The following is a 23,766-nucleotide window of genomic DNA, read 5'->3' as shown; positions in this document are numbered from 1 at the left end:
CGCATGACCCGCCCTTATGCGCCCGGCTACAGCATACCCACGGACCTTCTGTTGAAGGCCTATGCGTCGGGCGTCTTTCCCATGGCCGAAAGCGCGTCGGATCCGGAGGTCTTCTGGGTCCGGCCCGAGACGCGCGGTATCATCCCCTTCGACAGCTTCCACGTACCGCACAGCCTTGCCAAGACGATCCGGCAGGGGCATTTCGAGGTCCGTTTCGACAGCGACTTCGAGGCGACGATCGATGCCTGCGCCGAACGGCGCGCCGGGCGCCTGTCGACCTGGATCAACGCGCCTATCCGCGAAGCCTACACCCATCTCCACCGCATCGGCCATGCGCACTCGGTTGAGGCATGGCGCGACGGGCAGTTGGTCGGCGGTCTCTATGGCGTGTCGCTGGGTCGCGCCTTCTTCGGCGAAAGCATGTTCTCGCGCGAGAAAGATGCATCGAAGGTCTGCCTCGTCCGCCTGGTCGAACGGCTCCAGCAACGCGGCTTCCTGCTGCTCGACACGCAGTTCACCACCGACCATCTCAAGCGCTTCGGCGCCGTCGACGTGCCGCGCGACAAATACGAGAAGCTGCTGGCCAAGGCGCTGGTCGGCGAAGCCAATTTCGCTCCCTGAAGCGCTAGTTCTTGGCCTTGCTGCCTTCCGGCTGGAGCGGCGCATGGGCGTGGAACATCATTTTCCAGCCTTGCAGGCGATGGACGTAGCCAGTGCTGACAAGCGCCGAATACGGCTCCCCGTTCTCGCGGACGGCCTTGGCCTCATAGGTCAGCACGACGATGTCGCTGCCCGGCTCGACGATGCCTTGCAGCTTGATCTCGAGGTTTCGCCAGCGATTGGGATTCTTGGCGGTGGCGGCCAGATCGGCATTGCTCATCACGCAAGCCATCTCGGGAAATGCGACGAGGCACTCCCGGTCGGCGTTTTCGGCAAAGAACTGCTCATCGCCGGTCCAGAATTCCCGCTCGAGTTCGAGGAGTTCGTCACGGTTCACGGTCATCACAGCACGATCCTCCGCTGGCGTTGCTCGTGACGACAAACGCTGGGCGGTGGATGCGGTTCCGATAGCGATCAGTTGGTCTTGGCGGCTTCCGGCGCCGGCACGTCCGACTTGCGCTTGCAGGCCTTCAGCCAGACGTCATAGACGGCGTGCTCGACGGCGTTCAGGCCAGGGCTTTCGGCGAACATCCAGCCGGTGAAGATGCGCCTGATCTTGCGGTCGAGCGTGATCTCGTCGACTTCGACGAACGAGTCCGTCTTCGGCTCCTCGTTCTCCGGCCTGGAATAGCAGACGCGCGGCGTCACCTGCAGCGCGCCGAACTGCACGGTCTCGTTGACATAGACGTCGAAAGTGATGATGCGGCCGGTGATCTTGTCGATGCCGGCGAACTCGGCGATCGGATTCTTGATGCGCTGCGGTTGGGCTGCGGCCTGCGGCGCCGGCTGAGCCTCGCTCGGGGCAGGCTGGGCTTCGCCGGGCAAAGGCTCGAGATCGATGGCCGGGAGATCGTCGCCCTGCTGGACCTGTTCTTCGAGCGGCAGGCGCTGGATGCTGTCCTGGGCCATTGCCTGGCCAAGGCCGGCGCACAGCGCGACAGCAGCAAGCAGAGCTTTCGCCTTCGATCGTCCGCTCGACGGAACCCGGCCAGGAAGTGTCATACAGTCGTTACCGCCGTTGCGCCCGGAGTGTTCTGCACTCGGTGATTCCCATGCGCCAAGGCTAAACGCCTGACACCAATGGGCAAGCAGTTAGCCGCCAATTGTGGCGACAAATGTCCGCGCCGAAGAGCTGTCGTCTTACGAGCCGGGCGTCCAGGCGTCGTAGTCGCCGGTAACCTGCGGGCGATGCGTGTTGCCGAGCACCGAACCCTTGGGACGGTATGCGCCGGAGGTGCCGGTGAGATTGGGCTGGTGCCCCTTCTGCCACTCGCGCGGAATGTAGTTGTCGCTCGGCGGCGCCACGTCTACGCGGTGATGCATCCAGCCGTGCCAGCCGGGCGGAATCATCGACGCTTCCGACACGCCATTGTAGATCACCCAGCGGCGCGTGCGGCCTTCGGAATCCTTGCCGCCTTCGTAATAGACGTTGCCGAATTCATCCTGGCCTACCTTGGTGCCTTTGCGCCAGGTATGGAAGCGCGTGCCAAGGGTCTGGCCGTTCCACCAGGTGAAAAACTGGACAAGGAATTTCTTCATAGGATCCTCGCGGCAGGCGCGTCGAAAGTCTCCTGCTTATGGCGTCAGGCTGGCACGAAGGCAAGAGTTTAGAACGCGCAACTTGCGTCCTGCGACGATTGGCAGGCGATCAATCACAACCTACTGTTCGTCCCAGGCGTCGGATGGGATGCGACAAATGCCCTTCATGCAAACCCTTGAAATGCTGAGCATGCTGGTGACGATCTTCGGCCTGCCACTGGCTATCTTCATCTTCGTCTTCGAACAGCGCAAGGAACGGGTCAACGAGGAGGAAGAGATCTACCAGATGCTCTCCGACGGCTACACCAACTTCCTCAAGCTGTCGCTCCAGCACTCCGACCTTCGGCTGCAGTCCGAAAAGGCCACCGTCGGCCTGAACGAAGAGCAGCGCGACCGGCTCCTGGCGATGTTCGCCATCCTCATCGCGTTGTTCGAGCGTGCCTATCTCGTGGCCTACGAGCCAGACATGTCGGAGCGCCGGCAGCGGCGTTGGGCATCCTGGGAAGATTTCATGCGCGAATGGTGCCGGCGCGAGGATTTCCGCAACGCCCTACCCCAGTTGCTGCCCGGCGAAGACCCCGAATTCGCCGTCTACATCCGCAGGTTGGCGCAGGAGGAAGCCGCTCGCAACCTGGCGTGACGACGGACTCATCTCGCACTTGCTCACGGCTTGATCTCGCACTTGCAAAAATATTAGCCGATCCGTAATGGACTCTGGCCCAATGCGGGCTCGCGGACTGGCTTAGGCCGGCACCCGGTCGAGGGAGGAAAAGACATGGCTTCTGACGCGCCTGTGGCTGGCCGCCGCATCACGCCTGCCGAGCTGTCGGCCCGCAAGGGCGGCGTACCGATCGTCTGCCTCACCGCCTACACCTATCCGATCGCCCGCCTGCTCGACCCGCATGTCGACCTGCAACTCGTCGGCGACAGTGTCGCCATGGTGTTGCACGGCCACCCGACGACACTCGGCGCGACGATGGACATGATGATCGCCCACGGCCAGGCGGTGATGCGCGGTTCGAGCCGCGCCTGTGTCGTCGTCGACATGCCCGCCGGCAGCTACGAGGACACGGTCGAAAACGCCGTCGCCTGTGCCCAGCGCATCGTGCGCGAGACCGGCTGCCATGCAGTCAAGCTCGAAGGCGGCGTAGCCATCGCAGCGCAGATCGCCGCCATCGTCGCCGCCGGCATCCCCGTCATGGGCCATATCGGCCTGTTGCCGCAGTCGGTCGAGAAGGAAGGCGGCTACAAGATCAAGGGCCGCTCCGAAGCCAATGCCGAGTTGCTCTACGCCGACGCCAAGGCAGTCGAGGCCGCCGGCGCATTCTCGGTCGTCATCGAGGGCACTGTAGAGCCCGTGGCCGCCGAAATCACGCGACGCATCGCCATCCCGACCATAGGCATCGGTGCCAGCGCTCAATGCGACGGCCAGATCCTGGTCATCGACGACGCCATCGGCCTCACCGTCGACAGGACACCGAAATTCGTAAAGGAATATGCGCTGCTGCGGGACACGGTCTCCAAGGCCGCCGAAGACTACGCGCGCGACGTCCGAAGCCGCGCCTTTCCCGGACCCGAGCACCTGTTTTCACTGAGCAAGGACAAGGCATGACCTCAGTCGTCGAAACCATTGCCGCCCTGCGCGCGCAAGTGCAGGCGTGGCGTGCCGAGGGCCTTAAGGTCGCGCTGGTGCCGACCATGGGTGCGCTGCATGACGGCCACGTCTCGCTGATGCGCGCGGCCCTTGAGCGCGCCGACCGCTGCGTCGTCTCGATCTTCGTCAATCCGCGCCAGTTCGCGCCGACCGAGGACCTCGACAAATATCCGCGCCAGCTGGTGCTCGACCTCGAGAAGCTCAAGCACGCAGGCGTCCACCTCGCCTTCACGCCCGGCGTCGACGAAGTCTACCCGCAAGGCTTTGCCACTTCGATCTCCGTCTCTGGCCCGTCGGCCGGGCTTGAAACGGCCTTCCGCCCGGCCTTTTTCGACGGCGTGGCCACAGTCGTCGCCAAGCTGTTCATCCAGGCGGCACCCGACCTCGCCGTGTTTGGCGAGAAGGATTACCAGCAGCTCTGCGTGGTCAAGAAGCTGTGCCGCGACCTCGACCTGCCGGTGGAGGTCCTGGGCTCGCCGACGATCCGCGACGCCGAAGGCCTCGCCATGTCGTCACGCAATGCCTATCTCGACGCGGCGGAACTCGACATCGCGCGCAAGCTCAACAAGGTGCTGCGCAAGGCAGCGTCGCTGCTTCAGTCGGGCGCCGACGAGCAGGCGACCATGGCAGCCGCACGCCAGCAGATCCTCGATGCCGGTTTCGACATCGTCGACTATGTCGAGGCGCGGGAAAGCGTGACGCTGGCGCCATGGCGGAAGGACCGCGACGGCCGCGTTTTGGTCGCTGCCCGCCTCGGCAAGACACGCCTCATCGACAATATCGAGATATCGGCCAGCTAAACTTGGCCTGCCTCAGCCCAGCGTCTTCTCGAAGATCAGCGCCGGAATGCCGGACTGGTCGGCACCGCAATTGGCGGTCGCGCCCGCATGCACGAAACCATTTGCCCCGTAAAAGGCAATGGCGCCTGCATTCGCTTCCTCCACTTCGAGACGCAAAGTCCGCGCTTCGGGAAAGCTCTGCTCGATCTCTTCGAGCAAGCTGCGGCCAATGCCGGCGCCCTGATTTGCCGGGCGCACATATAGCTGATGGAGCACCACCACCTTTGGATCGCTGGTCGCCGCAGCATATGCCATGCCACCGATCTGCTTGCCGTCGTCGGCAACCAGGAGCTCGGAATGCGGCCTTGTCAGCCGCGCCTTGAGCGAAGCCAGCGAATGCCACTCGCCGGTGATCTCGTTGACCCGATCGACGCCGTAGATGGCATCGTAGGTCGCGTGCCACGTCTCGGCGAGCAGCGCCTTGACCGTCTCGAGGTCGCGCTCGCTCGCCGTGCGTACGAACATCTCTATTCCTCGATGCCGAGCTTGGCCTTGACCAGGTCGTTGACGGCCTGCGGGTTGGCCTTGCCACCCGTCGCCTTCATCACCTGGCCGACGAACCAGCCGGCCATGGTCGGCTTGGCGCGGGCCTGGTCGGCCTTGTCAGGGTTCGCGGCAATGACGTCGTCGACGGCCTTTTCGATGGCGCCGGTGTCGGTGACCTGCTTCATGCCGCGGCTTTCCACCAGCTCGCGCGGCTCGCCGCCCTCGTTCCAGACGATCTCGAAGAGGTCCTTGGCGATCTTGCCGGAGATGGTGCCTTCCTTGATCAGGTCGATGACCGCACCGAGCTGGTCGGGCGTCACAGGGGCATTTTCAATGTCCTTGCCGGCCTTGTTCAGCGCGCCGAGCAGGTCGTTGATGACCCAGTTGGCGGCAAGCTTGCCGTCGCGGCCGGCCGCGACCTTCTCGAAATAATCGGCGATCGACTTTTCCGAGACCAGGATCGAGGCGTCGTAGACCGACAGGCCGAGCGACTTGACCAGCCGATCCTTCTTGTCGTCGGGCAGTTCGACGATTTCCTTGGCGAGCGCATCGACATAGGCCTGGTCGAATTCGAGCGGCAGAAGGTCCGGATCGGGGAAGTAGCGGTAGTCGTGCGCCTCTTCCTTGGAACGCATCGAGCGCGTCTCACCCTTGTTAGGGTCGAACAGGCGCGTCTCCTGGTCGATCTTGCCGCCGTCCTCGAGAATGGCGATCTGGCGCCGCGCCTCATATTCAATGGCCTGGCCGACGAAACGGATCGAGTTGACGTTCTTGATCTCACAGCGGGTGCCGAACTCGCCGCCGGGACGGCGCACCGAGACGTTGACGTCGGCCCGCATCGAGCCTTCGTCCATGTTGCCGTCGCAGGTGCCGAGATAGCGTACGATGGTGCGCAGCTTGGTGACATAGGCCTTGGCCTCGTCGGCCGAGCGCATGTCGGGCTTGGAGACGATCTCCATCAGCGCCACGCCCGAGCGGTTGAGGTCGACATAAGACATCGTCGGGTGCTGGTCGTGGATCGACTTGCCCGCGTCCTGCTCGAGATGCAGGCGCTCGATGCCGATCTCGATGTCCTCGAACTCGCCCTTGCGGTCGGGGCCGACCGAGATGGTCATCGTGCCCTCACCGACGATCGGCTGCTTGAACTGCGAAATCTGGTAGCCCTGCGGCAGGTCCGGATAGAAATAGTTCTTCCGGTCGAAGACCGACTTCAGGTTGATCTGCGCCTTCAGGCCGAGGCCGGTGCGGATCGCCTGGCGCACGCATTCCTCGTTGATGACGGGCAGCATGCCGGGCATCGCCGCGTCGACGAGGCTGACATTGGCGTTGGGCTCGGCGCCGAATGCCGTCGAGGCGCCAGAAAAGAGTTTCGCTTCCGACGTCACCTGGGCATGGACCTCCAGGCCGATGATGACTTCCCAGTCACCGGTGGCACCGGGGATGAAGCGCTTGGCGTCGGGCGTGCGGGTGTCGATGAGGGTCATGGTAATCCGAATACGTCCGTGTCTGTTTTGTCGCCTGTCGGCGAACGACAAATCGTCCCGTTTCGCTAGATCAATCGTTGCCTCGTTGCAACTGTCGCCTGCCCATAAGGCGACAAAGCCGCGCCCTGGCTGGCATCTTGAGGGCGGTCTGGCTATATAGGCCCCATCCCGATGGAGTGTGGATGTTTAACTCGTCTGAGTCCCGTTAAGGCCCCGACCTTCGACTGAAGGCGGGGCGTGAAAACCAGAAACCCCGTGCCGTGAACAATCGCGGCTGCGGCTTTTTGTTTTGGCTGTGCGGCCCGCGGGCTGTCCGGCCAGGTTTTCCGGGACTCATCCACACATGGACATATCGCGCATAGAGCAGCGCATCCTGCACCTGCTCGCCCAGGGCGGGCGGATCGAAATCGAAAAAGACGACAACAGGAAGATCGAGGCCGTGATCTGCCTCACCCGCGACGGCTGGCGCTACCCGGGCTTTGATCTCGAACTTTTCAGGAAGCTGAAGCGGAAACGGGCGGTCGCGTCGTCGCAAGGCGGGCCTTACCGCATCACCAAGCGAGGGCTCAAACTCGTCCGCTCCGAACTCGACAACAGGTAGTGCCAGCGACGCCGGGTCCGCACTTTGCGGGTCCGGCGCATCGCCCAGCCGCGTCAGGCGGTGGCGATATAGGCCTTGATCTCCTCCGCCTCGCGCTCGACATCCTCGATGCGGCGCTTGACGACGTCGCCGATCGAGACGATGCCGTAGAGATAGCCGTCGCGCTCGACGGGCAGATGGCGGAAGCGGCCGACGGTCATGATCTCCATGACCTGGTTGACGGTGTGGTTTTCGTTGCAGATCTTGACTTTGGGGGTCATCACCTCGCGCACGGTCTTTTCAAGGGCGGCGCCACCTTCCTTGCCGATGATACGGACCACGTCGCGCTCCGACAGGATGCCGACGATCTTGCGGTCGCCGTTGGTCACGACAAGGGCGCCGATGCGGTGTTCGGCCAGGATGCTGACTGCCTCCGACAACTGCACGTTGGGCCCAATGGTAAAAACGTCGTGGCCCTTCCGTTCCAGAATAGCCTTCACTGTCATCGGGTCCTCCTGCTGCTGTCGGTCTGCGCAAACACTCCATGCGGCCCACGGAGCCAAGTGCATGGTGCTCTGCATTAGTCAGCATTTCAAGTACAACGCGCTCAGGCGTATTTTGGTCTGCGGTCGAAAAACCGGATGCCGAGGAACCCCGCCAGGAACCCGCCGATATGGGCCTCCCAGGCAATCTGGCTGTTGTCGCCGGGGGCAAGACCGACCAGCCCGGTGACCAGGTTGACCACCATCCAGACCGCCAGGAACGTCACCGTCGCGCGCGAACGGAACACATCGCGGATCGGCAGAGGCGCCCCCGCGAAGGCCGGCTTGCCGTGCGAGCGGTCGATCTGAAAGCTGAAGCGGGCTGCCGCACCCATCATGCCCGAAATGGCACCGGACGCACCGACCAGCGGCGCCTGATCGAGAGGGTGAAGCACGTAGTGCAACGCCACGGCAGCGAGCGTGGTCGCTGCAAAGAAGAGACAGAACCGCAAGACGCCGAGCCGGTTCGCCAAGGGCGAGCCGAAAGCCGCCAGCCACACCATGTTGATGATCAGATGGGCAAAGCCGCCATGCAGGAATGCGTAGGTCAGCGGCGTCGTAAAAGCATAGATATCAATATCAAACTGCCCCGAATAGCGGATCGGGATGAAAGCTGCGCGGACCAGCAGCCACAGGTCCTGGTCGAGGCTGAGCAGATAGACACGCACCAGGTGAATGGCGACGCAGGCGCCGATGACGGCAACGACGATGGCCGGCAGGTTGAACACCGGTTCGCGCCGCGGCGGCAGCGGCTCGTCCGTGTCGCGGGCATTGTCGATGGGATTGGGCTGTTCGCTCATGCGCCTCTGGTCCGGTGTGGTCGGGCCGATGGCGCCCGGTCCCCATCTAGAACAGCCGGACTGAAAGCGCAAAAAAGAAAGCCGCCCAAGGTTTCCCCTGGACGGCTGGTCGAGCCCCCCTGCCCGTCCCCAATAAACTTTGACTGAAGTGCTGCTGGCCGCGCCTGAGCGGCCACTTCATGGAGTGACTTGAACATCTCACGGATGGCCCGACCCGGCAACGTAAACCCTTTGTTAACCTTACCGACCCCCAAGCGTTAACAACTGTTACTGTGACTGGCACGCGTCCTGCTCCGCGCCTCATGTAGTCCTCAAGATTGAAGCGATTCTGTCCTCGGATGGCACATCAGGCACAGAAGCGCTCGGAGCGGAGCAATATGAAACAGAAAGGATCGCTGGCACTGTTCCAATACTGGAACCGCCTTCGCGACGGCAGACCCGCACCCAAACGCACGGAGGTCGAACCGGCCGACATCAAGGGCCTGCTTGCCGACACTTTCATCCTCGAACGCGACGCCCGCGGCGAAGCCGTCTTCCGCCTCGCCGGCACCCGGCTCTGCGCCACCTTCGGCCGCGAGCTCAAGGGCTTTTCCTTCCCCTCGCTGTGGCGCCAGAAGGACCAGCGGCTGATGGCCCGGCTCGCCTATGGCGTGTTCCAGCAAAAGTCGGTGGTCGTCATCACTTTCGAAGGCTTCACGTCCAGCCGGCGCGCCACGACCTTCGAGATGCTGCTCTTGCCGCTCGACGGCGGCATAGAGAACCCACGCAGCCTGGGCGTCCTGTCGAGCGTCGAGCGGCCGTTCTGGCTCGGTTCCGACCCGCTCACCGACGCCTCGATCGAAAGCGTGCGCGTCGTCGATCCCGACCTCGAGCCGATGTTCCTCAAGAACCGCCCGGCCGTCACCGTGCCGTCGCTCGCGCCGAGCGCCTCGGCGCTGGAGGGCGAGCCGAACCCGCTCGACGGCGCCCGGCGCATCCGCCATCTGTTCGTTCTCGAAGGCGGACGCGAGGAATAGCGCCCGCAACCTGACGCAAGGGTAGAAAACTACGCGTTTTGTTAACCTCTCCGGCGGTATTTTTCCGAGATAGCTCTCCGATGCTGTTCGATGGGAGCCTGCGGATATGAGGTTAGCATGAGGCCAGCGGCGATGGACTACGCGCCGTCACGGGCGGAGCGGCGGAATTTCCAGCGCGTCCGCGTGAAGATCTATGGCCGTTTCATGCTCGAGGATCGTACCGAGCATGCCGGCCAGGTGGTCGACATGTCGCCCGGCAACGTCGCCTTCCGCTCCGACCGTTCGGGCATGCCAGGCGAAAAGGTCATCGCCTATATCGATCACATCGGCCGCGTCGAAGGCGTCGTCACCCGCACCTTACCAGATGGCTTTGCCATGACGGTCATTGCCTCGGACCGCAAGAAGGACAAGCTGGCAGCCCAGCTCACCTGGCTCGCCAACAAGCATGAGCTCGACCTGCCCGAGGACCGCCGCCACGAACGCGTGGCGCCGCGCAACCCGGTCAGCGTGCTGCAGCTCATCGACGGCCGCCAATATCCCTGCCGCATCATCGACCTGTCGCTTTCAGGCGCGGCCATCGAGATCGAGGTCAAGCCGGCGATCGGCGTCCAAGTAACGCTGGGAACGATGCGCGGCCAGATCGTCCGCCATTTCGAGGACGGCGTCGCCATCGAATTCGCCGTCGTCCAGCGCCCCGAATCGCTCGACACCGAGTTCAACCGGCCGCGCACCTGACGGCCGACTGCTGCCTTTCCAGACAATAGGATTTTGCCTGACCTGGTCGGAGGTCAGGCTATTTGCGTTCGGCCCTGACTAAAGCCGTACTGCACCCTCCTGCGCCGGCATGGCAGCTCGGTGAGCAAACACTTCCACAAAAGCCAAATCGCGAGCACATCCGCGCACCAGAACGCGGCTGCGCAACGCCGCCAGCCGCTGCTTCATCCTCGGGTCCCTCCAGCCCCCCGAACGGCCAAACAATTGTGCGGCAAAACCAGCAGCCATGCCACATCGATAAAATTGTAATCAAATTTTCTGCAAATTTTATTCTTATTCTCTTCTTTGTTTATAAGAGTTCTCTCCTGTTTTTACTCAACATCTACTTCGTTGCTTTGCGTGAAATAAATCCGACCCTGTCATTGTCCCCTCAAACGGGGAGACTAAAAAATGATCAAGCGTCGGGGATGGCTTCTGCTTCTGGCCGCGACACTTCAGGCCAGCGCCATCGGTAGCGCGCTTGCCGCACCGGTGGCCATGCAGACCAACGGCCGTACCACGCAGCCTGTCGGACACTATGAGCTGTGCAAGCGCTCGCCGATCGAGTGCAATGAAAAGACCGCCAGCAAGGCCCCCGTCGAGCTGACGCGCAGCCTGTGGAAAGATATCGTCGCGATCAACGACGAGGTCAACACCGCGGTCGCGCCGCGCACCGACATGGAAATGTGGGGCCAGGAAGAGGTCTGGTCATACCCGACCACCGGCGCTGGCGACTGCGAAGACTATGTCCTGGAGAAGCGCCGCCGCCTGATGGCCTTGGGCGTGCCGGCTGGCAACCTGCTGGTCACCGTCGTGCGCCAGCCGAATGGCGAGGGCCACGCCGTGCTGACCGTGCGCACCAGCCTCGGCGAGTTCATCCTCGACAACCTCGACTCGCAGGTCATGGCCTGGAACGAGACGCCATATACCTATCTGAAGCGCCAGTCCGAGCGAAATTCGGGCGTCTGGATTGCCATTAACGATGGCCGCGCCGACGCCGTCGCGTCGGTTCGCTAGGCTTCGGCGAGAAACCCGGTCGCGTCCCCACCCTCCCCGTCCCCAACGACCGGGTCTAGGAGCCGGCCCAAGTCCCCGGGCCGGCTCCGCCTTTTCTGGCGCAAGCCTCGTATCAGTCCGCGATCTTCTTGAGCCCGGCCTCGAACCGACGCTGGTTGGCGACATAGTCGTCGGCCGACTTTCGCAGCCGCTGGGTCGCTGCATCGTCGAGCGTGCGGATCACCTTGGCGGGCGAGCCGACGATCAGCGAATTGTCCGGAAATTCCTTGCCCTCGGTGACCAGGGCGCCAGCACCCACAAGGCAGTTGCTGCCGATCTTCGCGCCATTGAGCACGATCGCGCCCATGCCGATCAAAGAATTGTCGCCAATGGTGCAGCCATGCAGGATGGCGCGGTGACCGACGGTGCATCCCTCGCCGATGGTCAGCGGAAAGCCCGGATCGGTGTGCATCACCGTATGCTCCTGGACATTGGAGCGCGCGCCGATGGTTATCGTCTCGCGGTCGCCGCGAATGGCCGCGCCGAACCAGATGCCGACATCGCGCCCGATCCTGACATCGCCGACCACCGCAGCATCCGGCGCGATCCAATTGCTGGCGCGATCCTCGAACTGCGGCTCGACCCCGTCGAGTGCGTAAAGCGGCATCGTCACAATCCTCATTCGTTGGTGGCGCGCAAACTATTTAGGGAGCGGCTGCAAGGCAAGCGCGCGAAGCACGCTTAACGCGTCGTTAACCATGCTCGCGCAATGTCGGATGGATATAGGCCCATGGATGGCAAGACTTGCGACCCGGTCGCGGCGACATCCAACCGGACAGATCCGGACGGCCGGCACCCTGGAGACGACGAATGAAACAAGAGGCAGCTGAAAGCTCCGGTTTCGAAATCGTCGATTCGGCGCTGATGATGAAGGTTTTCTGTGGCTTCGCCGTCCTGGCCGCGCTGTCGCTGGCGATCAGCTTCGGCGGCCGCTGGTTCGGCCACACCATCGCCATGGCCGGCTACACCGACGACACGACGACGCGCGAGGTCGTCATCGGCAACGACGTCGTCGCAGCACCCGCCAACACGATCCGCTTCGAAAAGGCCCGGCGCGACGGCGTTGCCGGACGCCTCGACCTTTATCTGCGCTGGCCCGAACTGGACGGCTACAGCGAGACTGCACGCTTAGCCTTCAACAATCTCGACGGCAACAAGCGCATCATCTTCCTGAGCCTCGAGCCGCGCGTGATGACGCGCGACATGAGCGGTCGTCTCGCACCGATCTACAACGCACTCACCGTCAAGCCCGGCGTGCCCGGCCCCGAGGGCATGACGCTGTTCGGTTTCAGCGAAACTTCAGGTTATCTCAACGAGGTGCTGGCGGTTGCCGCGCGCAGCGGCGAACCGGCCTTTGTCGCCCGCTGCCTCAATGGCACCGAAGCCGACGAATCCCTGGCGCCATGCGAGCGCGATATCTTCGTCGGCAACGGCCTGAGCATGACCTACAGGTTTCCGCGGGAGCTTTTGGGAGACTGGCGTGCGCTGGATGCGGCGGTTGTCGCCAAGGCCAATGCCATGCTGCACGTCGAATGACGCCACGCGCGGAGCGCGCGGCGTCAGGCTTGATCAATAATCAGGCCAGGTCGATGTCGAGGATCGCCATCGAGAAATTGTAATCGCCATCGTCTTCGTCCTTGAAGACGATGCCAAGGAACTCGTCACCGATATAGACTTCGGCCGAGTCGTCCTTGCGCGGACGCGCCTTGACCTGAAGCGTGGGGTTCTGGAACTGGCGCTTGAAATAGGCGTCGAGTTTTCGGATTTCTTCCGGCTTCAACTGGCTTCTCCGGCTTGTCGTTAAGAGACGCGCTTCTGACACGCAAAGCATGGCCCTGTAAAGGCAAGGCTTGGCTTAACCCCGCGCAAATCGCGCGCGGCGCCCGTCAAGGGCGCCGGCGTCCAGCCTCAGATGTCGAAGCTGACGACGTGATCCATGGTCTGCGACGGCAGGAGCTGGTCCATCTGGCTCGACGGACGGTCGCAGCCGGTTTCACCGACAACGCGCGCGGGCACACCGGCGACCGTCTTGTTGTGCGGAACCGGCGACAGCACCACCGAGCCAGCCGCGATCTTCGAGCAATGGCCGACCTCGATGTTGCCGAGAATCTTGGCGCCGGCGCCGATCAGCACGCCGTAGCGGATCTTGGGATGGCGGTCGCCGCCGGCCTTGCCGGTGCCGCCGAGCGTCACGCCATGCAGGATCGAGACGTCGTCCTCGATGACAGCGGTTTCGCCGACGACGAGGCCGGTGGCATGGTCGATGAAGATGCCCTTGCCCATGCGGGCGGCCGGATTGATGTCGGTCTGGAAGACCGAGGACGAGCGGCTCTGCAAATAGAGCGCAAAATCCTTGCGGCCACGGTTCCACAGCCAGTGCGCCAAGCGATGCGTCTGGATGGCGTGGAATCCCTTGAAGTACAGCACCGGCATCAGGTAGCGGTCGCAGGCCGGGTCGCGATCGTAATAGGCCTGGATGTCGGTGCGAACGGTGTCGCTCCAGTCAGGGCTGTCCTCAAGCATGGCATAGAATGTCTGGCGGATGAGGTCGGCGCCGAGATCCTGATGCGCCAGCCGCTCGGCCAGGCGATGGATCACCGCCTCCTCCAGCGTGTCCTGGTTGAGGATCGTGGCATACAGGAAAGCCGCCAGCAGCGGGTCGCCCGCGACAGCGTCAGCCGCCTCGTCGCGCACCGACTGCCAAATCGGATCGACCGGCTTCAGCGCGCCGTGGCGCGCTGCGGATATGGTGTTCATCGACGTCTCCGTTCACTGCCGGCTTGTGCAATGCCGCGTCGGACATATAAGCCACATGCTAGCACGATTGAACTCAATTTTCCTTAGTGCTCGTTCAGATGGATTTGGTTCACGGATATTCAAGGCGCCATGGAAACTGAACCCTTGCTGCTCTCAATGAGCGATGGCGTGGCGACCGTTGTCATCAACCGCCCGGCGCGCAAGAACGCCGTCACACAGGCGATGTGGGTCGATCTGGCCGCGCGCGCGAACATCCTTTCGGCCGATCCCGACGTCAGGGTCATCGTCCTGCGCGGCATGGGCGACGATTTTTCCGCCGGCGCCGACATCGGCGAGTTCGACAAGTTGCGCGGCGACGCGACAAGCGCGCGCGCCTATGAGGCCACCAACTCTGCGGCCTTCGCGGCCCTGCGCAACTGCACCGTTCCGGTCATCGCGGCGATCCGCGGCATCTGCTTCGGCGGCGGGTTCGGCCTTGCCGCCGCCTGCGACCTGCGCATCGCCACGGCTGATGCACAGTTCGCCGTGCCTGCCGCGCGCCTCGGCCTCGCCTATCCGCAGGATGCCATGGGCGACATCGTCTGGGCCGCCGGGCCGCAGATGGCGCGCTATCTCACCTACACCGCCGGGCGCATCGACGCACGGGCAGCGCTTTCGGCGGGTTTCCTGCTCAAAATCGTCGAAGCCGAACGTTTCGATGCGCGCATCAGCGAGATCGCCCGCACCATTGCCGAAAACGCGCCGCTTTCGGTCCGCGCCTCGAAGGCCGCCATCCGCGCGGCACTGAGCCACGATGCAGAGGAGGCCGCCCTTGCCCAGGCCGCTGGCGATGCCACCTTCCTGAGCGACGACTATGCCGAGGGCCGGGCCGCCTTCGCCGCGCGGCGCACACCGATGTTCAAGGGGCGCTGACGCCATGTCTCTCGTTGACGTTGCAACCAGGGCAGAACTGACCGAACTCTACCAGGCGACAGACCGCCATTATCACGGCATACGCCACATCGAGGCGCTGCTCGCCCTGCTTGAAGAGCATCGCACCACGTTCGCCGACCCCGAGGCGGTCGAGGCCGCCATCTGGTTCCACGATGCGATCTACGACAGCCGCCGCAAGGACAACGAGGCGCTGAGCGCCGCCCTTGCCGCCGACAAGCTCAAAGGTCAGATCGACGCCCGTCGCCTCGCCCGCATCGTCGCAATGATCGAGGCAACGGCGACACATGAGGTGCCGATCTTCGATGATGCGCCGGCAAGGAACGATGCCGCCCTGCTGCTGGACATGGATCTGTCGATCCTGGGCGCCCCGGATGAGGCGTTCGACGCCTACGAGGCGGCCGTCAGGCGCGAATATGGCTGGGTCAGCGATGCCGACTGGCGCGTCGGACGCGCTGCCGTGCTGCGCAATTTCCTCGCGCGACCACGCATCTTCCACACCGACATCTTCGGCGCACTCTTCGAGGCACAGGCGCGCGCGAACATGGAACGGTCGCTGGCTACGTTGGCCGGCTAGGCAAGCCAGTCAGAGCGGATTTTCTTCCAGGAACTCCAGGACGCGCTTCTTGAACGCCTTGTCGCCGACGGCGAGCATGTGGTCGCGGCCTTCGATGTCGAATGCGACCGCCTTGGGCATCAGCGCGGCCAGTTCCGCCGCCGAGCCACCGATGTCGTCGGTGGTGCCCACCGCCACCAGCGTCGGCTGAGTGATGCGGGACATGTCGGCTTCCGTCAGCAGTTCGCGCGAGGTGGCGATGCAGGCGGCCAATGCCCGCTTGTCGCTGCGCGTCTGGTCGGCGAATGCGCGGAACGACTTGCCTCGGCGATGGGTGATCGTCTCCGGATCCTCGGCCAGCAGCGCCGAGGCGATCGGATCCCAGTCGCCGACACCGTCGACCATGCCGATGCCGAGCCCGCCGAACACCAGCGTCGCCACCCGCTCCGGCGCTTCGAGCGCCAAGAAGGCCGAAATGCGCGCGCCCATCGAATAGCCCATGACATGGGCGCGCTCGATGCCGAGATGGTCGAGCAGCGCCAGCGCGTCGCCTGCCATCTTGCTCGGCGTGTAGTCGGCCTCGTCATAGCTCTTGGACGAGCCGCCATGGCCGCGATTGTCGAAGGCGATGGCGCGGTAACCGGCCTCGGTCAGCGTCTTGAACCAACCCGGAGACACCCAGTTGACGAAGTGGCTTGACGCAAAGCCATGGATCATCAGCACCGGGTCGCCGCGACCGCTCGCCGGCGGCAGGTCGAGAAACGCCAGGTCGAAGCCTTCATGGGAAAAATGATCGATTGCCATCGTCGCTCCGAATGGTCTTTGGCCGAAGTCTCGCCTCAGCCGGGATTGCCGGCCGCGGCGGTGATTGCCCGATGCTTCAGCATGACGCCGTCGGCAATGCCGGTCTTCGCCGCCGTGCCGGCGTTGAGTTCGAGCACGAAGCGAGCCGGTTCGTCGGGCGCGATGACGGCTTCCGAAAACGGTGTGCCCTGCTGGATGTCGAGCACCTTGCCGTCCGGGCCGACGAAGACGAGGTCGAGCGGCAGCGGCGTGTTCTTCATCCAGAAGCCTACCGGCTGCGTCTGCTCGAAGACGAACAGCATACCCTGGTCGTCGGCAAGGTCCTTGCGGTGCATCAGCCCCATGGCGCGTTCGCCCGGCTCGTCGGCAACCTCGATGCGGAAGGAAACCTCGCCCTTGGCAGTGACTGCGACCAGCGGTTCGGGATCGGCCGGAAGGGCCATCGCCTGCTGGGCATGAACTGGCGAGGCGGAGGAGAGCGAAACGGCAAACACGGCTGCCGCAAGCCATGCGGCGCCGGTCGTGCCAGCCAATAGCGATTTAAGTCTGGTCATAAATTCCCCTGCGGCGGTCTCAGCCTAGTGCGAGACCGGCAAGGTTCCTAGATCGGGGTGAATTTCGGCAGCCATAAGGCCTTTGTCGCCCTTGCCGAAACGTACCAGCACAACCTGCCCCGGACGAAGCTCGGTAACGCCAAAGCGGCGCAGCGTCTCCATGTGGACGAAGATGTCCTCGGTGCCCTCGCCGCGCGTCAGGAAGCCAAAGCCCTTGGTGCGGTTGAACCACTTGACCAGCGCCCGTTCCAGCCCGCTCTCGGCGGTCACGGCGACATGGGTGCGCTGCTCCTGCATCTCTGCAGGGTGCACGGCGGTCGAGTTGTCGATGGACAGCACGCGGAAGGCCTGCAGGCCGCGATCGCCCTGCTTGACCAGGCAGACCACGCGGGCGCCTTCGAGGGCGGTCTGGAAACCGTCGCGGCGCAGGCAGGTGACATGCAGGAGCACGTCGGTGACACCACCGCCGTCGGGAAGAATGAAGCCGTAGCCCTTGGCCACGTCGAACCATTTTATGGCGCCGGAAAGCTCGACAAGGCCAGCGTTGTCAGCGATGTCATCATGTTCGAAAGCTTCGCGGCCTACGCCGCTCTGCACCAAGAGAGAGGCCTTTTCCCCCATCAGAACGCCCCCTTTCCTTGCAAACGCCACTACTGATTCTTGACATAAGATTAACACTTCCACTTTGGACTTACGCAAGGGCCGTTCTGCCCTTTTTCGACTTGCCCACCAGATAGACACAAGCTTCGCGCCAGTTCCGCAGAAAAGTCACAGCTACGGTTGCCGAGGGCGCGGCACGCGCCCTATGTATCGGCCCGACATCCCCCTGAACTTCTGAGGAACCGAGATGCGCTATCTGCACACCATGGTCCGCGTCAAAGACATCGACGCCTCGCTGGACTTCTACTGCAACAAGTTCGGCATGAAGGAGGTCCGGCGTTCCACCAACGAGAAGGGACGCTTTACGCTGATCTTCCTCGCCGCCGCCGAAGACGAAGGCGCCGGCGCCTCCCGGCAGGCGCCGCTTTTGGAGCTCACCTACAACTGGGACCCGGAAGACTATCAGGGCGGCCGCAACTTCGGCCACCTCGCCTACGAGGTCGACGACGTCTACGCCACCTGCCAGGACCTGATGAACAAGGGCGTCACCATCAATCGCCCGCCGCGCGACGGCAACATGGCTTTCATCAAGTCGCCAGACGGCATCTCGATCGAACTGCTGCAGAAGGGTGAGCGGAAGGCGCCGGCAGAGCCCTGGCTATCGATGCCGAACACCGGCACCTGGTAGAGTTTCAGGCGCCGCGCGCCATCTCACGCAATGTCAGCACGGTGCGCCAGTTGCGCGCCGTGCCTGGCACCTTGAGAACCCGCGGCAGGACTTCCGCAAACTTCGACTTTCCGAGACCGTCGGGCGCGTGCAGATAAAGCACGTCATCCTTGACCACGAAGCGCTCCGGCCCGGTGCAGCGTTCGGTCAGCGGCGCAATTTCCTCAGGCAGCGGCGCGCGCTCCAGCACGTAGGCGTGCAGCTTGGTGTGGTCTTCCGCAACTTCAGGATATGGGTTTCCCGCCACCAGCCTTTCATACCAGGCTGCGTCACGCACCATGATGCGCGAGTGAAAACCCCAGCGTCCTTCAAAAGCCTTTTCCAGCCGCTCGGTCAGTCCGGCCGCGTCGCCGTCGCCGGTCCTGAAGACGACATTGCCGCTCTGGATGTAGGTAGCAACGCCGGTGAAACCGAGCTCCTCGAAGAACGCCCTCAGTTCAGCCATCCTGACGATGCGATTGCCACCGACATTGATGCCGGAGAACAGCGCAACGAACATGCTCATATGATGAAGCCGCCGAGCGTCTCGTTGTCGGTGATGTCCTGGTACTGCACGCCCTCGACGTCGAAGCGCGCGCGAAGCAGGTCGAAATTGCGCCGGTCCTTGGTCTCGATGCCGATCAGCACCGAGCCGAAATTGCGCGCCGACTTCTTGAGATACTCGAAGCGGGTGATGTCGTCCTCGGGACCCATGATCTCGAGAAAGTCGCGCAGGGCGCCGGGGCGCTGGGGGAAGCGGATGATGAAGTATTTCTTCAGCCCCTCGAAGCGCAAAGCGCGCTCCTTGACGTCGGGCAGGCGCTCGAAGTCGAAATTGCCACCCGACACCACCGCCACCACGGTCTTGCCCTTCAGTTCCTTCTTCGAAAAATCCTTGAGCACATCGATCGCCAGGGCACCCGCCGGCTCCAGAACCACGCCCTCGACATTCAGCATCTCGATCATCGTGGCGCAGAGCCGGTTTTCCGGCACCAGCTTGACCGCATCGGCCGGAAACTCCTTGAGCAGGCGCAGCGGCTCGCGGCCGATCTCGGCGACGGCAGCGCCATCGACGAAATTGTCGACCTTGGCGAGCTTCACGCGCTTGCCGGTGGCCAAGCTGTCGCGCAGGCTCGGTGCTCCGGCCGGTTCGCAGAAGACGAAGCGCGGTGTGCTGCCCGTCTCGGCAAAATAGCGTGTCACGCCGGCCGACAATCCACCGCCGCCGACCGGCAGCAACACGATGTCGGGAAGCTTGCCGCCCGGCATCTGGGCGGCGATCTCGAGTGCCACCGTTGCCTGGCCCTCGATGATGTCCTTGTGGTCGAAGGGCGGCACCATGTGGCCGCCCGAGCCCTCGGCGAATTCGATGGCGGCGCGGTAGCACTCGTCGAAGAAGTCGCCGACCAGCCTGATCTCGACGAATTCGCCGCCGAACAGCTTTGTCTTGTCGATCTTCTGCTGCGGCGTCGTCACCGGCATGAAGACCACGCCCTTCTTGCCGAAATGCCGGCAGACGAAGGCAAAACCCTGGGCGTGATTGCCAGCCGAGGCGCAGACGAACAGCTCGGCCTGGTTGCCGGCGGCAAGCGCCTTGCGGAAGAAGTTGAACGCGCCGCGTATCTTGTAGGACCGAACCGGCGTCAGGTCTTCGCGCTTGAGCAGCACGCGCGCGCCAGTCTTGCGCGAGAGATAGTCGTTCTCCTGCAGCGGTGTTTCTGGGAAGAGCTGCCGCACCCCCTCCGCCGCCAGCGAAACCCTTTCGGCAAAACTGGTCATGGCAACGGCACTCCTGAAATCGACCGGGCAAATGCTGTGGCCCGCGCCCCCGCGCTATTGCATATTCGGCGCGGCGAAGCCACTGTCCGGCTTCTGCCGTCAGTTCCAAACCGGCTCATTGGCTCGCCGCGATACATTTGGGGATACGTCTCGGTGAACAGAATTGCCGTCCGCGCCGCGATCCACATCGCGGCGGTCTTTGCCATCTACTTATCCGTCGCAATGCTGATCCCGGCGGCCGTCGACCTCTATTACGACAATGATGACTGGCGGTCCTTTGCCTTCACCGCCATGTTCATGGGCGGCCTGGCGCTGGCGGTCGCGCTCGCCACCCAGGGGCGCACCCCACCCGCCAACACCCGTTTCGGCTTCCTTCTGGTCAATTTCCTCTGGATCACGCTGGCGATCGCCGGGGCGGTGCCGTTCATGACCTCGTCGCTGGATCTCAGCGTCACCGATGCGTTCTTCGAGTCGGTCTCGGGGGTCACCACCACCGGCTCAACCGTCATCAACGGCTTGGACAGCGCCCCGCCCGGCATCCTGATCTGGCGCTCGCTGCTGAGCTTCATGGGCGGCCTCGGCGTCATCGCGCTCGGCCTGTTTTTGCTGCCGTTCCTCAACATCGGCGGCGTGTCCTACTTCAAGATCGAATCCTCCGACATCGAAGACCGGCCGTTCGAACGCTTCCAGACCTTCACCGTCAGCCTGATCGGCATCTACACGGTGCTGGTGGTGGCCTGCACGATCTCATACGTGGCTGCCGGCATGGACGGCTTCCATGCCATCAACCATGCCATGTCGACGGTGGCGACGGGTGGCTTCTCCACCCACGACACCTCTTTCCTTCGTTACGCCGACAACCCCGCGATCCTGTGGACCGGCATCGTCTTCATGTTCATCGGCGGCCTGCCGTTCTCGATCATGATCCTGTTTGCGGTGCGCGGCCGGCTCGACGCGCTGCGCGATCCGCAGATCCGGGTCTATGCCGGCTACTGCGTCGTCTTCGCGGTTGCGGTCGCGATCTACCTGCGCGTCAGCATGGGCATGCCGTTCTTCACCGCACTGACCCATTCGACATTCAACCTGATGTCGATCATCACCACCGCCGGTTTTGCCAGCGACGACTACAGCCTGTGGGGGCCGTTCGCCATCGGCTGCATCTTCGTCGCCACCTTCCTCGGCGGCTGCTCCGGCTCGACCACCGGCGGCATCAAGGCCTATCGCTTCCTGATCCTGTTCGAACTGCTGTCGAACGGCTTGCGCCGCCTGATCTATCCCAACACGGTCACGCCGGTGCGTTATGGCGACCGCACCGTCGCCCCAGAGATGCAGAGCGCGGTGGTACTGTTCATCGCCTCTTTCATGGTGCTCTGGGCCATCACCATCGTGTTGCTCAGCGCCACCGGGCTCGACTTCATCACGGCGGTCACCGGTTCGCTGACCTCGCTGACCAATGTCGGCCCCGGCCTCGGCCCGGTCATCGGCCCGATGGGCAACTTCTCCTCGCTGCCGGACGCAGCCAAGTGGATCTGCTCGGCGGCGATGCTGCTCGGGCGTCTCGAAATCCTTGCCGTTCTGGTCATTTTCACGCCGACATTCTGGGGTCGCTAGTTCGCTAGCTCAGCCGCCGAAGTACTTGTTTCCGCCACAATTTCGGCAATCGGGCAACAGTCGGCGAGCGACTTCCCCCCGGCTGGTCCTTTTCGGCTGGACCCGACTTACTTCCGCCACTATCAGACGGTCCCGAGGAAGGTACGCTGCACGCCTTGCCCGTCAGAGAGATCATCAAAAGTGTCACCGTCGAAGTACTGCATAGCCCTTGCCGCCCTCCTTTTGTCCGGCTGCATCAACCAGCCCTCGGGCGAGCTTTTGACGGGCGCTGTCGTCAACGTCCCGGTTTCGGAGATCGCCGGCAACCATGCGATTTTCGTGGCGTCCACCCGCGAGCACGCCGCCGATGACAAGCAGGTCTTCGATCGCGGCCGCTCGGCGACGCTGAATTTCGCGCGGGTCAACGTCACCGTGCCGAAGATCCACCAGACCGGCCAGATCGAGCGCCGCAAGAGCGGCAAGGAAGCCGACCCGACCAAGTTCTTCACCGCCACCGACGCAGTCGGCTACGAGACACAGCCGGAATTCTCCAAGGCTCTGACCGCCGACATCGCCGCGCGCGGCGGCCGCGCCATGCTGTTCGTGCATGGCTACAACACCTCGTTCGACGCCGGCGTCTACCGCGCCACGCAGATTGCGCATGATAGCGGCTACACCGGCACGCCGGTGCTGTTCTCCTGGGCTTCTGGCGGCAACACGACCGACTATGTCTACGACAAGGAGAGCGCGGCTGCGGCCCGCGACCAGCTCGAAGTGACGCTGCGCATGCTTGCCCAATCGGGTGCCCGCCGCATCGACATCGTGGCGCATTCGATGGGCACCTGGGTGACCATGGAAGCCTTGCGCCAGCTGGCGTTGACCGGGGATCGCGACCTCGGCGGCAAGCTCGGCGACGTGGTGCTGGCCTCGCCCGACATCGACGTCGACGTGTTCAAGTCCCAGATGCGCCGCTACGGCAAGCCGACCAAGCCGTTCTTCCTGATGACGTCGGGCGACGACCGCGCACTCAAGCTTTCGGGCCTGCTCGCCGGCTCCAAGCCGCGCCTCGGCGACTACAAAAATGCCGGCGACCTTGCCGAGTACGGCGTGATCGTCGTCGACCTGTCCGACGCGAAGGGTGGCGATTCCTTCAACCACACCAAGTTCGCCGACAATCCGCAGATGGTGAAGCTGCTTGGCCAGCGCCTGCGCGCCGACGACGGCTTTGCCAGCGACCGCGAGGTCACCGACCGCATCAACATGCTCAGCGGCGGGCTGCAGTAGACCGACGGGTACACGAACAAAAAGGGGGCGCTTCTGGCGCCCCTTTTTTCATTTCGCAGTCCAACGCCAACCCAGACTGTAGTCGTTTAGCTTATTGAAAAGACTTCCTAAAGCATCCTGCCCGTCTACAGTCGTGGAGCACCGAGATTTAGGGGTGTCATGGTCTATTTTCTCAGTCACAAGAGCGAAGAGATTTACGGCTATATCGCTCGCGCCCTGGATGGAGACGTCGACAAGATCCAGCAGTTGATCTCACGCGGGATGTTGGCGTTCGAATTCGGCCCAACTACGTGTATTGTGGCCGACCGATCGAGGCGACACACCTCCCCACCAAAATCGAACTCTCAGGGCCGAAGCGGCAGATTCTGGATCTCGACGACGCCTACGCTTTGTTTATCAGCGCGAAGGTCAAGGACGTCATCGAAAGCTTCGAACCTGATGTCCATCAGTTCTTTCCGATCGAGTTTGTATGGGAGGATGGTAGCCATGCCGCCGACCGGTTCTGGTTCGTTCCCTGCAATCGCCTGGACACCGTCGATCGCGCCAAGACGACATTCGAATTTCGCAATCTCTGGTTCCTGGACGGCAGCAAGAAGGAACTGGTCTTCAACCGGTCGCAGATCGGCAGCCACCATGTCTGGATCGACAAGTTCATCGTGATGCCGACGCCGGCAGTCAGCGAGGCATTGAAAGCGGCCCTGGATGCGGCCGGCATCACCGGCGCGCACTATCAGCATTTTCCAGAAACGGACTGACTCAAAGGCAAGCCAAGGCCTGGCTTCAGGCCCCTTGCTCTT

Annotated in this window: 30 protein-coding genes; 15 read left to right on the top strand and 15 right to left on the bottom strand. The window is 63.2% G+C overall.

Annotation, left to right across the window (positions count from 1 at the left end):
- The first annotated feature begins 3 nt into the window (after positions 1-3).
- Entirely contained in the window at positions 4-621 is a 618-nt protein-coding gene (aat, locus tag WHT83_RS14735; protein WP_318761871.1) for a leucyl/phenylalanyl-tRNA--protein transferase, read from the top strand.
- A gap of 4 nt (positions 622-625) precedes the next feature.
- Here aat and WHT83_RS14730 read toward each other — a convergent pair whose 3' ends face one another.
- The 3 genes from WHT83_RS14730 to WHT83_RS14720 form a co-directional block, all read right to left on the bottom strand.
- Complete coding sequence (locus WHT83_RS14730) at positions 626-1,003, bottom strand: hypothetical protein (RefSeq protein WP_406871575.1); 378 nt, start codon at positions 1,001-1,003, stop codon at positions 626-628.
- Between the two features lie 71 nt (positions 1,004-1,074).
- Positions 1,075-1,485 (bottom strand): DUF2155 domain-containing protein, encoded by a 411-nt coding sequence (locus WHT83_RS14725; protein WP_318764236.1) that lies wholly within the window; start codon positions 1,483-1,485, stop codon positions 1,075-1,077.
- A 315-nt stretch (positions 1,486-1,800) separates the two neighbouring features.
- The gene (locus WHT83_RS14720; protein WP_108608342.1) at positions 1,801-2,199 is read right to left on the bottom strand and encodes an NADH:ubiquinone oxidoreductase subunit NDUFA12; all 399 of its coding nucleotides are present in this window, start codon (positions 2,197-2,199) and stop codon (positions 1,801-1,803) included.
- Positions 2,200-2,356: 157 nt separating this feature from the next.
- On the opposite strand from WHT83_RS14720, the gene WHT83_RS14715 reads away from it, so the two are divergent.
- The 3 genes from WHT83_RS14715 to panC all read left to right on the top strand — a co-directional run bounded on the left by WHT83_RS14715 (position 2,357) and on the right by panC (position 4,653).
- Positions 2,357-2,839: a hypothetical protein gene (locus WHT83_RS14715; protein ID WP_406871574.1), complete on the top strand. Its 483-nt coding sequence runs from the start codon at positions 2,357-2,359 to the stop codon at positions 2,837-2,839.
- A gap of 135 nt (positions 2,840-2,974) precedes the next feature.
- Positions 2,975-3,811: a 3-methyl-2-oxobutanoate hydroxymethyltransferase gene (gene panB / locus WHT83_RS14710; protein ID WP_406871573.1), complete on the top strand. Its 837-nt coding sequence runs from the start codon at positions 2,975-2,977 to the stop codon at positions 3,809-3,811.
- Positions 3,808-4,653, top strand: coding sequence for a pantoate--beta-alanine ligase (panC, locus tag WHT83_RS14705; RefSeq protein ID WP_406871572.1), 846 nt, complete (start codon positions 3,808-3,810; stop codon positions 4,651-4,653). The genes panB and panC overlap by 4 nt, the downstream gene beginning before the upstream one ends.
- Before the next feature lie 12 nt (positions 4,654-4,665).
- Here the strand turns inward: panC and WHT83_RS14700 are convergent, their stop codons facing one another.
- Together WHT83_RS14700 and gatB are read right to left on the bottom strand one after the other, a co-directional pair.
- Entirely contained in the window at positions 4,666-5,157 is a 492-nt protein-coding gene (locus tag WHT83_RS14700; RefSeq protein WP_406871571.1) for an N-acetyltransferase family protein, read from the bottom strand.
- Positions 5,158-5,159: 2 nt separating this feature from the next.
- Positions 5,160-6,662 (bottom strand): Asp-tRNA(Asn)/Glu-tRNA(Gln) amidotransferase subunit GatB, encoded by a 1,503-nt coding sequence (gene gatB, locus WHT83_RS14695; protein WP_108608347.1) that lies wholly within the window; start codon positions 6,660-6,662, stop codon positions 5,160-5,162.
- Positions 6,663-7,005: 343 nt separating this feature from the next.
- Between gatB and WHT83_RS14690 the strand changes: the two genes are divergently transcribed.
- A complete protein-coding gene (locus WHT83_RS14690) occupies positions 7,006-7,263 on the top strand; it encodes a YjhX family toxin (RefSeq protein WP_183261635.1) in 258 nt (85 codons plus the stop codon).
- 53 nt (positions 7,264-7,316) lie between these two features.
- Here the strand turns inward: WHT83_RS14690 and WHT83_RS14685 are convergent, their stop codons facing one another.
- Entirely contained in the window at positions 7,317-7,748 is a 432-nt protein-coding gene (locus WHT83_RS14685) for a CBS domain-containing protein (protein ID WP_055970721.1), read from the bottom strand.
- A 101-nt stretch (positions 7,749-7,849) separates the two neighbouring features.
- A complete protein-coding gene (locus tag WHT83_RS14680) occupies positions 7,850-8,584 on the bottom strand; it encodes a rhomboid family intramembrane serine protease (protein ID WP_406871570.1) in 735 nt (244 codons plus the stop codon).
- Positions 8,585-8,961: 377 nt separating this feature from the next.
- Here WHT83_RS14680 and WHT83_RS14675 point away from each other — a divergent pair, with 377 nt between their 5' ends.
- The 3 genes from WHT83_RS14675 (at position 8,962) to WHT83_RS14665 (ending at position 11,370) form a co-directional block, all read left to right on the top strand.
- Complete coding sequence (locus WHT83_RS14675; RefSeq protein WP_108609927.1) at positions 8,962-9,600, top strand: PAS domain-containing protein; 639 nt, start codon at positions 8,962-8,964, stop codon at positions 9,598-9,600.
- A 117-nt stretch (positions 9,601-9,717) separates the two neighbouring features.
- Positions 9,718-10,335, top strand: a complete 618-nt coding sequence (locus tag WHT83_RS14670) for a PilZ domain-containing protein (RefSeq protein WP_108608350.1) — start codon at positions 9,718-9,720, stop codon at positions 10,333-10,335.
- Between the two features lie 429 nt (positions 10,336-10,764).
- Complete coding sequence (locus WHT83_RS14665; protein ID WP_406871569.1) at positions 10,765-11,370, top strand: transglutaminase-like cysteine peptidase; 606 nt, start codon at positions 10,765-10,767, stop codon at positions 11,368-11,370.
- A gap of 112 nt (positions 11,371-11,482) precedes the next feature.
- Here WHT83_RS14665 and WHT83_RS14660 read toward each other — a convergent pair whose 3' ends face one another.
- Positions 11,483-12,016 (bottom strand): gamma carbonic anhydrase family protein, encoded by a 534-nt coding sequence (locus WHT83_RS14660; protein ID WP_406871568.1) that lies wholly within the window; start codon positions 12,014-12,016, stop codon positions 11,483-11,485.
- Positions 12,017-12,219: 203 nt separating this feature from the next.
- Here WHT83_RS14660 and WHT83_RS14655 point away from each other — a divergent pair, with 203 nt between their 5' ends.
- Positions 12,220-12,945: a hypothetical protein gene (locus WHT83_RS14655; protein WP_406871567.1), complete on the top strand. Its 726-nt coding sequence runs from the start codon at positions 12,220-12,222 to the stop codon at positions 12,943-12,945.
- A gap of 40 nt (positions 12,946-12,985) precedes the next feature.
- Here WHT83_RS14655 and WHT83_RS14650 read toward each other — a convergent pair whose 3' ends face one another.
- Together WHT83_RS14650 and cysE are read right to left on the bottom strand one after the other, a co-directional pair.
- Complete coding sequence (locus tag WHT83_RS14650; RefSeq protein WP_055970710.1) at positions 12,986-13,189, bottom strand: DUF3126 family protein; 204 nt, start codon at positions 13,187-13,189, stop codon at positions 12,986-12,988.
- A 128-nt stretch (positions 13,190-13,317) separates the two neighbouring features.
- Positions 13,318-14,166, bottom strand: coding sequence for a serine O-acetyltransferase (gene cysE / locus WHT83_RS14645; protein ID WP_108608354.1), 849 nt, complete (start codon positions 14,164-14,166; stop codon positions 13,318-13,320).
- A gap of 129 nt (positions 14,167-14,295) precedes the next feature.
- Between cysE and WHT83_RS14640 the strand changes: the two genes are divergently transcribed.
- Together WHT83_RS14640 and WHT83_RS14635 are read left to right on the top strand one after the other, a co-directional pair.
- On the top strand, positions 14,296-15,078 hold the full coding sequence (locus WHT83_RS14640; RefSeq protein WP_406871566.1) for an enoyl-CoA hydratase-related protein: 783 nt from the start codon (positions 14,296-14,298) through the stop codon (positions 15,076-15,078).
- 4 nt (positions 15,079-15,082) lie between these two features.
- Entirely contained in the window at positions 15,083-15,673 is a 591-nt protein-coding gene (locus WHT83_RS14635; RefSeq protein WP_406871565.1) for a hypothetical protein, read from the top strand.
- A gap of 9 nt (positions 15,674-15,682) precedes the next feature.
- Here the strand turns inward: WHT83_RS14635 and WHT83_RS14630 are convergent, their stop codons facing one another.
- Genes WHT83_RS14630 through WHT83_RS14620 form a run of 3 tightly spaced genes read right to left on the bottom strand, consistent with a single transcriptional unit; the run spans position 15,683 to position 17,631 of the window.
- Positions 15,683-16,456, bottom strand: coding sequence for an alpha/beta fold hydrolase (locus tag WHT83_RS14630; protein WP_404801194.1), 774 nt, complete (start codon positions 16,454-16,456; stop codon positions 15,683-15,685).
- A 35-nt stretch (positions 16,457-16,491) separates the two neighbouring features.
- Positions 16,492-17,010, bottom strand: coding sequence for a DUF192 domain-containing protein (locus tag WHT83_RS14625; protein ID WP_318761883.1), 519 nt, complete (start codon positions 17,008-17,010; stop codon positions 16,492-16,494).
- A gap of 24 nt (positions 17,011-17,034) precedes the next feature.
- Positions 17,035-17,631 (bottom strand): cold-shock protein, encoded by a 597-nt coding sequence (locus tag WHT83_RS14620; protein WP_406871564.1) that lies wholly within the window; start codon positions 17,629-17,631, stop codon positions 17,035-17,037.
- A 226-nt stretch (positions 17,632-17,857) separates the two neighbouring features.
- Here WHT83_RS14620 and gloA point away from each other — a divergent pair, with 226 nt between their 5' ends.
- Positions 17,858-18,298 carry a lactoylglutathione lyase gene (gene gloA, locus WHT83_RS14615; protein ID WP_108608360.1) on the top strand — a complete coding sequence of 147 codons (441 nt, stop codon included), beginning with the start codon at positions 17,858-17,860 and terminating at the stop codon, positions 18,296-18,298.
- A gap of 4 nt (positions 18,299-18,302) precedes the next feature.
- On the opposite strand, the gene WHT83_RS14610 is transcribed toward gloA, so the two are convergent.
- Both WHT83_RS14610 and ilvA read right to left on the bottom strand, forming a co-directional pair.
- Positions 18,303-18,842, bottom strand: coding sequence for a DUF1697 domain-containing protein (locus tag WHT83_RS14610; RefSeq protein ID WP_406871563.1), 540 nt, complete (start codon positions 18,840-18,842; stop codon positions 18,303-18,305).
- The gene (ilvA, locus tag WHT83_RS14605) at positions 18,839-20,095 is read right to left on the bottom strand and encodes a threonine ammonia-lyase IlvA (RefSeq protein ID WP_183261649.1); all 1,257 of its coding nucleotides are present in this window, start codon (positions 20,093-20,095) and stop codon (positions 18,839-18,841) included. The genes WHT83_RS14610 and ilvA overlap by 4 nt, the downstream gene beginning before the upstream one ends.
- 153 nt (positions 20,096-20,248) lie before the next feature.
- Here ilvA and WHT83_RS14600 point away from each other — a divergent pair, with 153 nt between their 5' ends.
- From WHT83_RS14600 to WHT83_RS14590, 3 genes are all read left to right on the top strand, one after another.
- Entirely contained in the window at positions 20,249-21,706 is a 1,458-nt protein-coding gene (locus WHT83_RS14600) for a TrkH family potassium uptake protein (protein WP_183261650.1), read from the top strand.
- 201 nt (positions 21,707-21,907) lie between these two features.
- Complete coding sequence (locus WHT83_RS14595) at positions 21,908-22,969, top strand: alpha/beta hydrolase (protein ID WP_404801287.1); 1,062 nt, start codon at positions 21,908-21,910, stop codon at positions 22,967-22,969.
- Positions 22,970-23,259: 290 nt separating this feature from the next.
- The gene (locus WHT83_RS14590; protein ID WP_406871562.1) at positions 23,260-23,724 is read left to right on the top strand and encodes an imm11 family protein; all 465 of its coding nucleotides are present in this window, start codon (positions 23,260-23,262) and stop codon (positions 23,722-23,724) included.
- The last annotated feature ends 42 nt before the right edge of the window (positions 23,725-23,766 follow it).

Origin of the sequence: Aminobacter sp. P9b (assembly GCF_045345995.1) — a bacterium.
Taxonomy (GTDB): domain Bacteria; phylum Pseudomonadota; class Alphaproteobacteria; order Rhizobiales; family Rhizobiaceae; genus Aminobacter; species Aminobacter niigataensis.
The sequence above is the reverse complement of the archived record's forward strand: the minus strand, read 5'-3'. Positions and strand labels throughout refer to the sequence as shown.

Coding starts and splice junctions, on each gene's coding strand:
- aat (WP_318761871.1), top strand. CDS start 4: ATGACCCGCCCTTATGCGCCCGGCTACAGCATACCCACGGACCTTCTG.
- WHT83_RS14730 (WP_406871575.1), bottom strand. CDS start 1,003: ATGACCGTGAACCGTGACGAACTCCTCGAACTCGAGCGGGAATTCTGG.
- WHT83_RS14720 (WP_108608342.1), bottom strand. CDS start 2,199: ATGAAGAAATTCCTTGTCCAGTTTTTCACCTGGTGGAACGGCCAGACC.
- WHT83_RS14715 (WP_406871574.1), top strand. CDS start 2,357: ATGCCCTTCATGCAAACCCTTGAAATGCTGAGCATGCTGGTGACGATC.
- panB (WP_406871573.1), top strand. CDS start 2,975: ATGGCTTCTGACGCGCCTGTGGCTGGCCGCCGCATCACGCCTGCCGAG.
- panC (WP_406871572.1), top strand. CDS start 3,808: ATGACCTCAGTCGTCGAAACCATTGCCGCCCTGCGCGCGCAAGTGCAG.
- WHT83_RS14700 (WP_406871571.1), bottom strand. CDS start 5,157: ATGTTCGTACGCACGGCGAGCGAGCGCGACCTCGAGACGGTCAAGGCG.
- gatB (WP_108608347.1), bottom strand. CDS start 6,662: ATGACCCTCATCGACACCCGCACGCCCGACGCCAAGCGCTTCATCCCC.
- WHT83_RS14690 (WP_183261635.1), top strand. CDS start 7,006: ATGGACATATCGCGCATAGAGCAGCGCATCCTGCACCTGCTCGCCCAG.
- WHT83_RS14685 (WP_055970721.1), bottom strand. CDS start 7,748: ATGACAGTGAAGGCTATTCTGGAACGGAAGGGCCACGACGTTTTTACC.
- WHT83_RS14680 (WP_406871570.1), bottom strand. CDS start 8,584: ATGAGCGAACAGCCCAATCCCATCGACAATGCCCGCGACACGGACGAG.
- WHT83_RS14675 (WP_108609927.1), top strand. CDS start 8,962: ATGAAACAGAAAGGATCGCTGGCACTGTTCCAATACTGGAACCGCCTT.
- WHT83_RS14670 (WP_108608350.1), top strand. CDS start 9,718: ATGAGGCCAGCGGCGATGGACTACGCGCCGTCACGGGCGGAGCGGCGG.
- WHT83_RS14665 (WP_406871569.1), top strand. CDS start 10,765: ATGATCAAGCGTCGGGGATGGCTTCTGCTTCTGGCCGCGACACTTCAG.
- WHT83_RS14660 (WP_406871568.1), bottom strand. CDS start 12,016: ATGCCGCTTTACGCACTCGACGGGGTCGAGCCGCAGTTCGAGGATCGC.
- WHT83_RS14655 (WP_406871567.1), top strand. CDS start 12,220: ATGAAACAAGAGGCAGCTGAAAGCTCCGGTTTCGAAATCGTCGATTCG.
- cysE (WP_108608354.1), bottom strand. CDS start 14,166: ATGAACACCATATCCGCAGCGCGCCACGGCGCGCTGAAGCCGGTCGAT.
- WHT83_RS14640 (WP_406871566.1), top strand. CDS start 14,296: ATGGAAACTGAACCCTTGCTGCTCTCAATGAGCGATGGCGTGGCGACC.
- WHT83_RS14635 (WP_406871565.1), top strand. CDS start 15,083: ATGTCTCTCGTTGACGTTGCAACCAGGGCAGAACTGACCGAACTCTAC.
- WHT83_RS14630 (WP_404801194.1), bottom strand. CDS start 16,456: ATGGCAATCGATCATTTTTCCCATGAAGGCTTCGACCTGGCGTTTCTC.
- WHT83_RS14625 (WP_318761883.1), bottom strand. CDS start 17,010: ATGACCAGACTTAAATCGCTATTGGCTGGCACGACCGGCGCCGCATGG.
- WHT83_RS14620 (WP_406871564.1), bottom strand. CDS start 17,631: ATGGGGGAAAAGGCCTCTCTCTTGGTGCAGAGCGGCGTAGGCCGCGAA.
- gloA (WP_108608360.1), top strand. CDS start 17,858: ATGCGCTATCTGCACACCATGGTCCGCGTCAAAGACATCGACGCCTCG.
- WHT83_RS14610 (WP_406871563.1), bottom strand. CDS start 18,842: ATGAGCATGTTCGTTGCGCTGTTCTCCGGCATCAATGTCGGTGGCAAT.
- ilvA (WP_183261649.1), bottom strand. CDS start 20,095: ATGACCAGTTTTGCCGAAAGGGTTTCGCTGGCGGCGGAGGGGGTGCGG.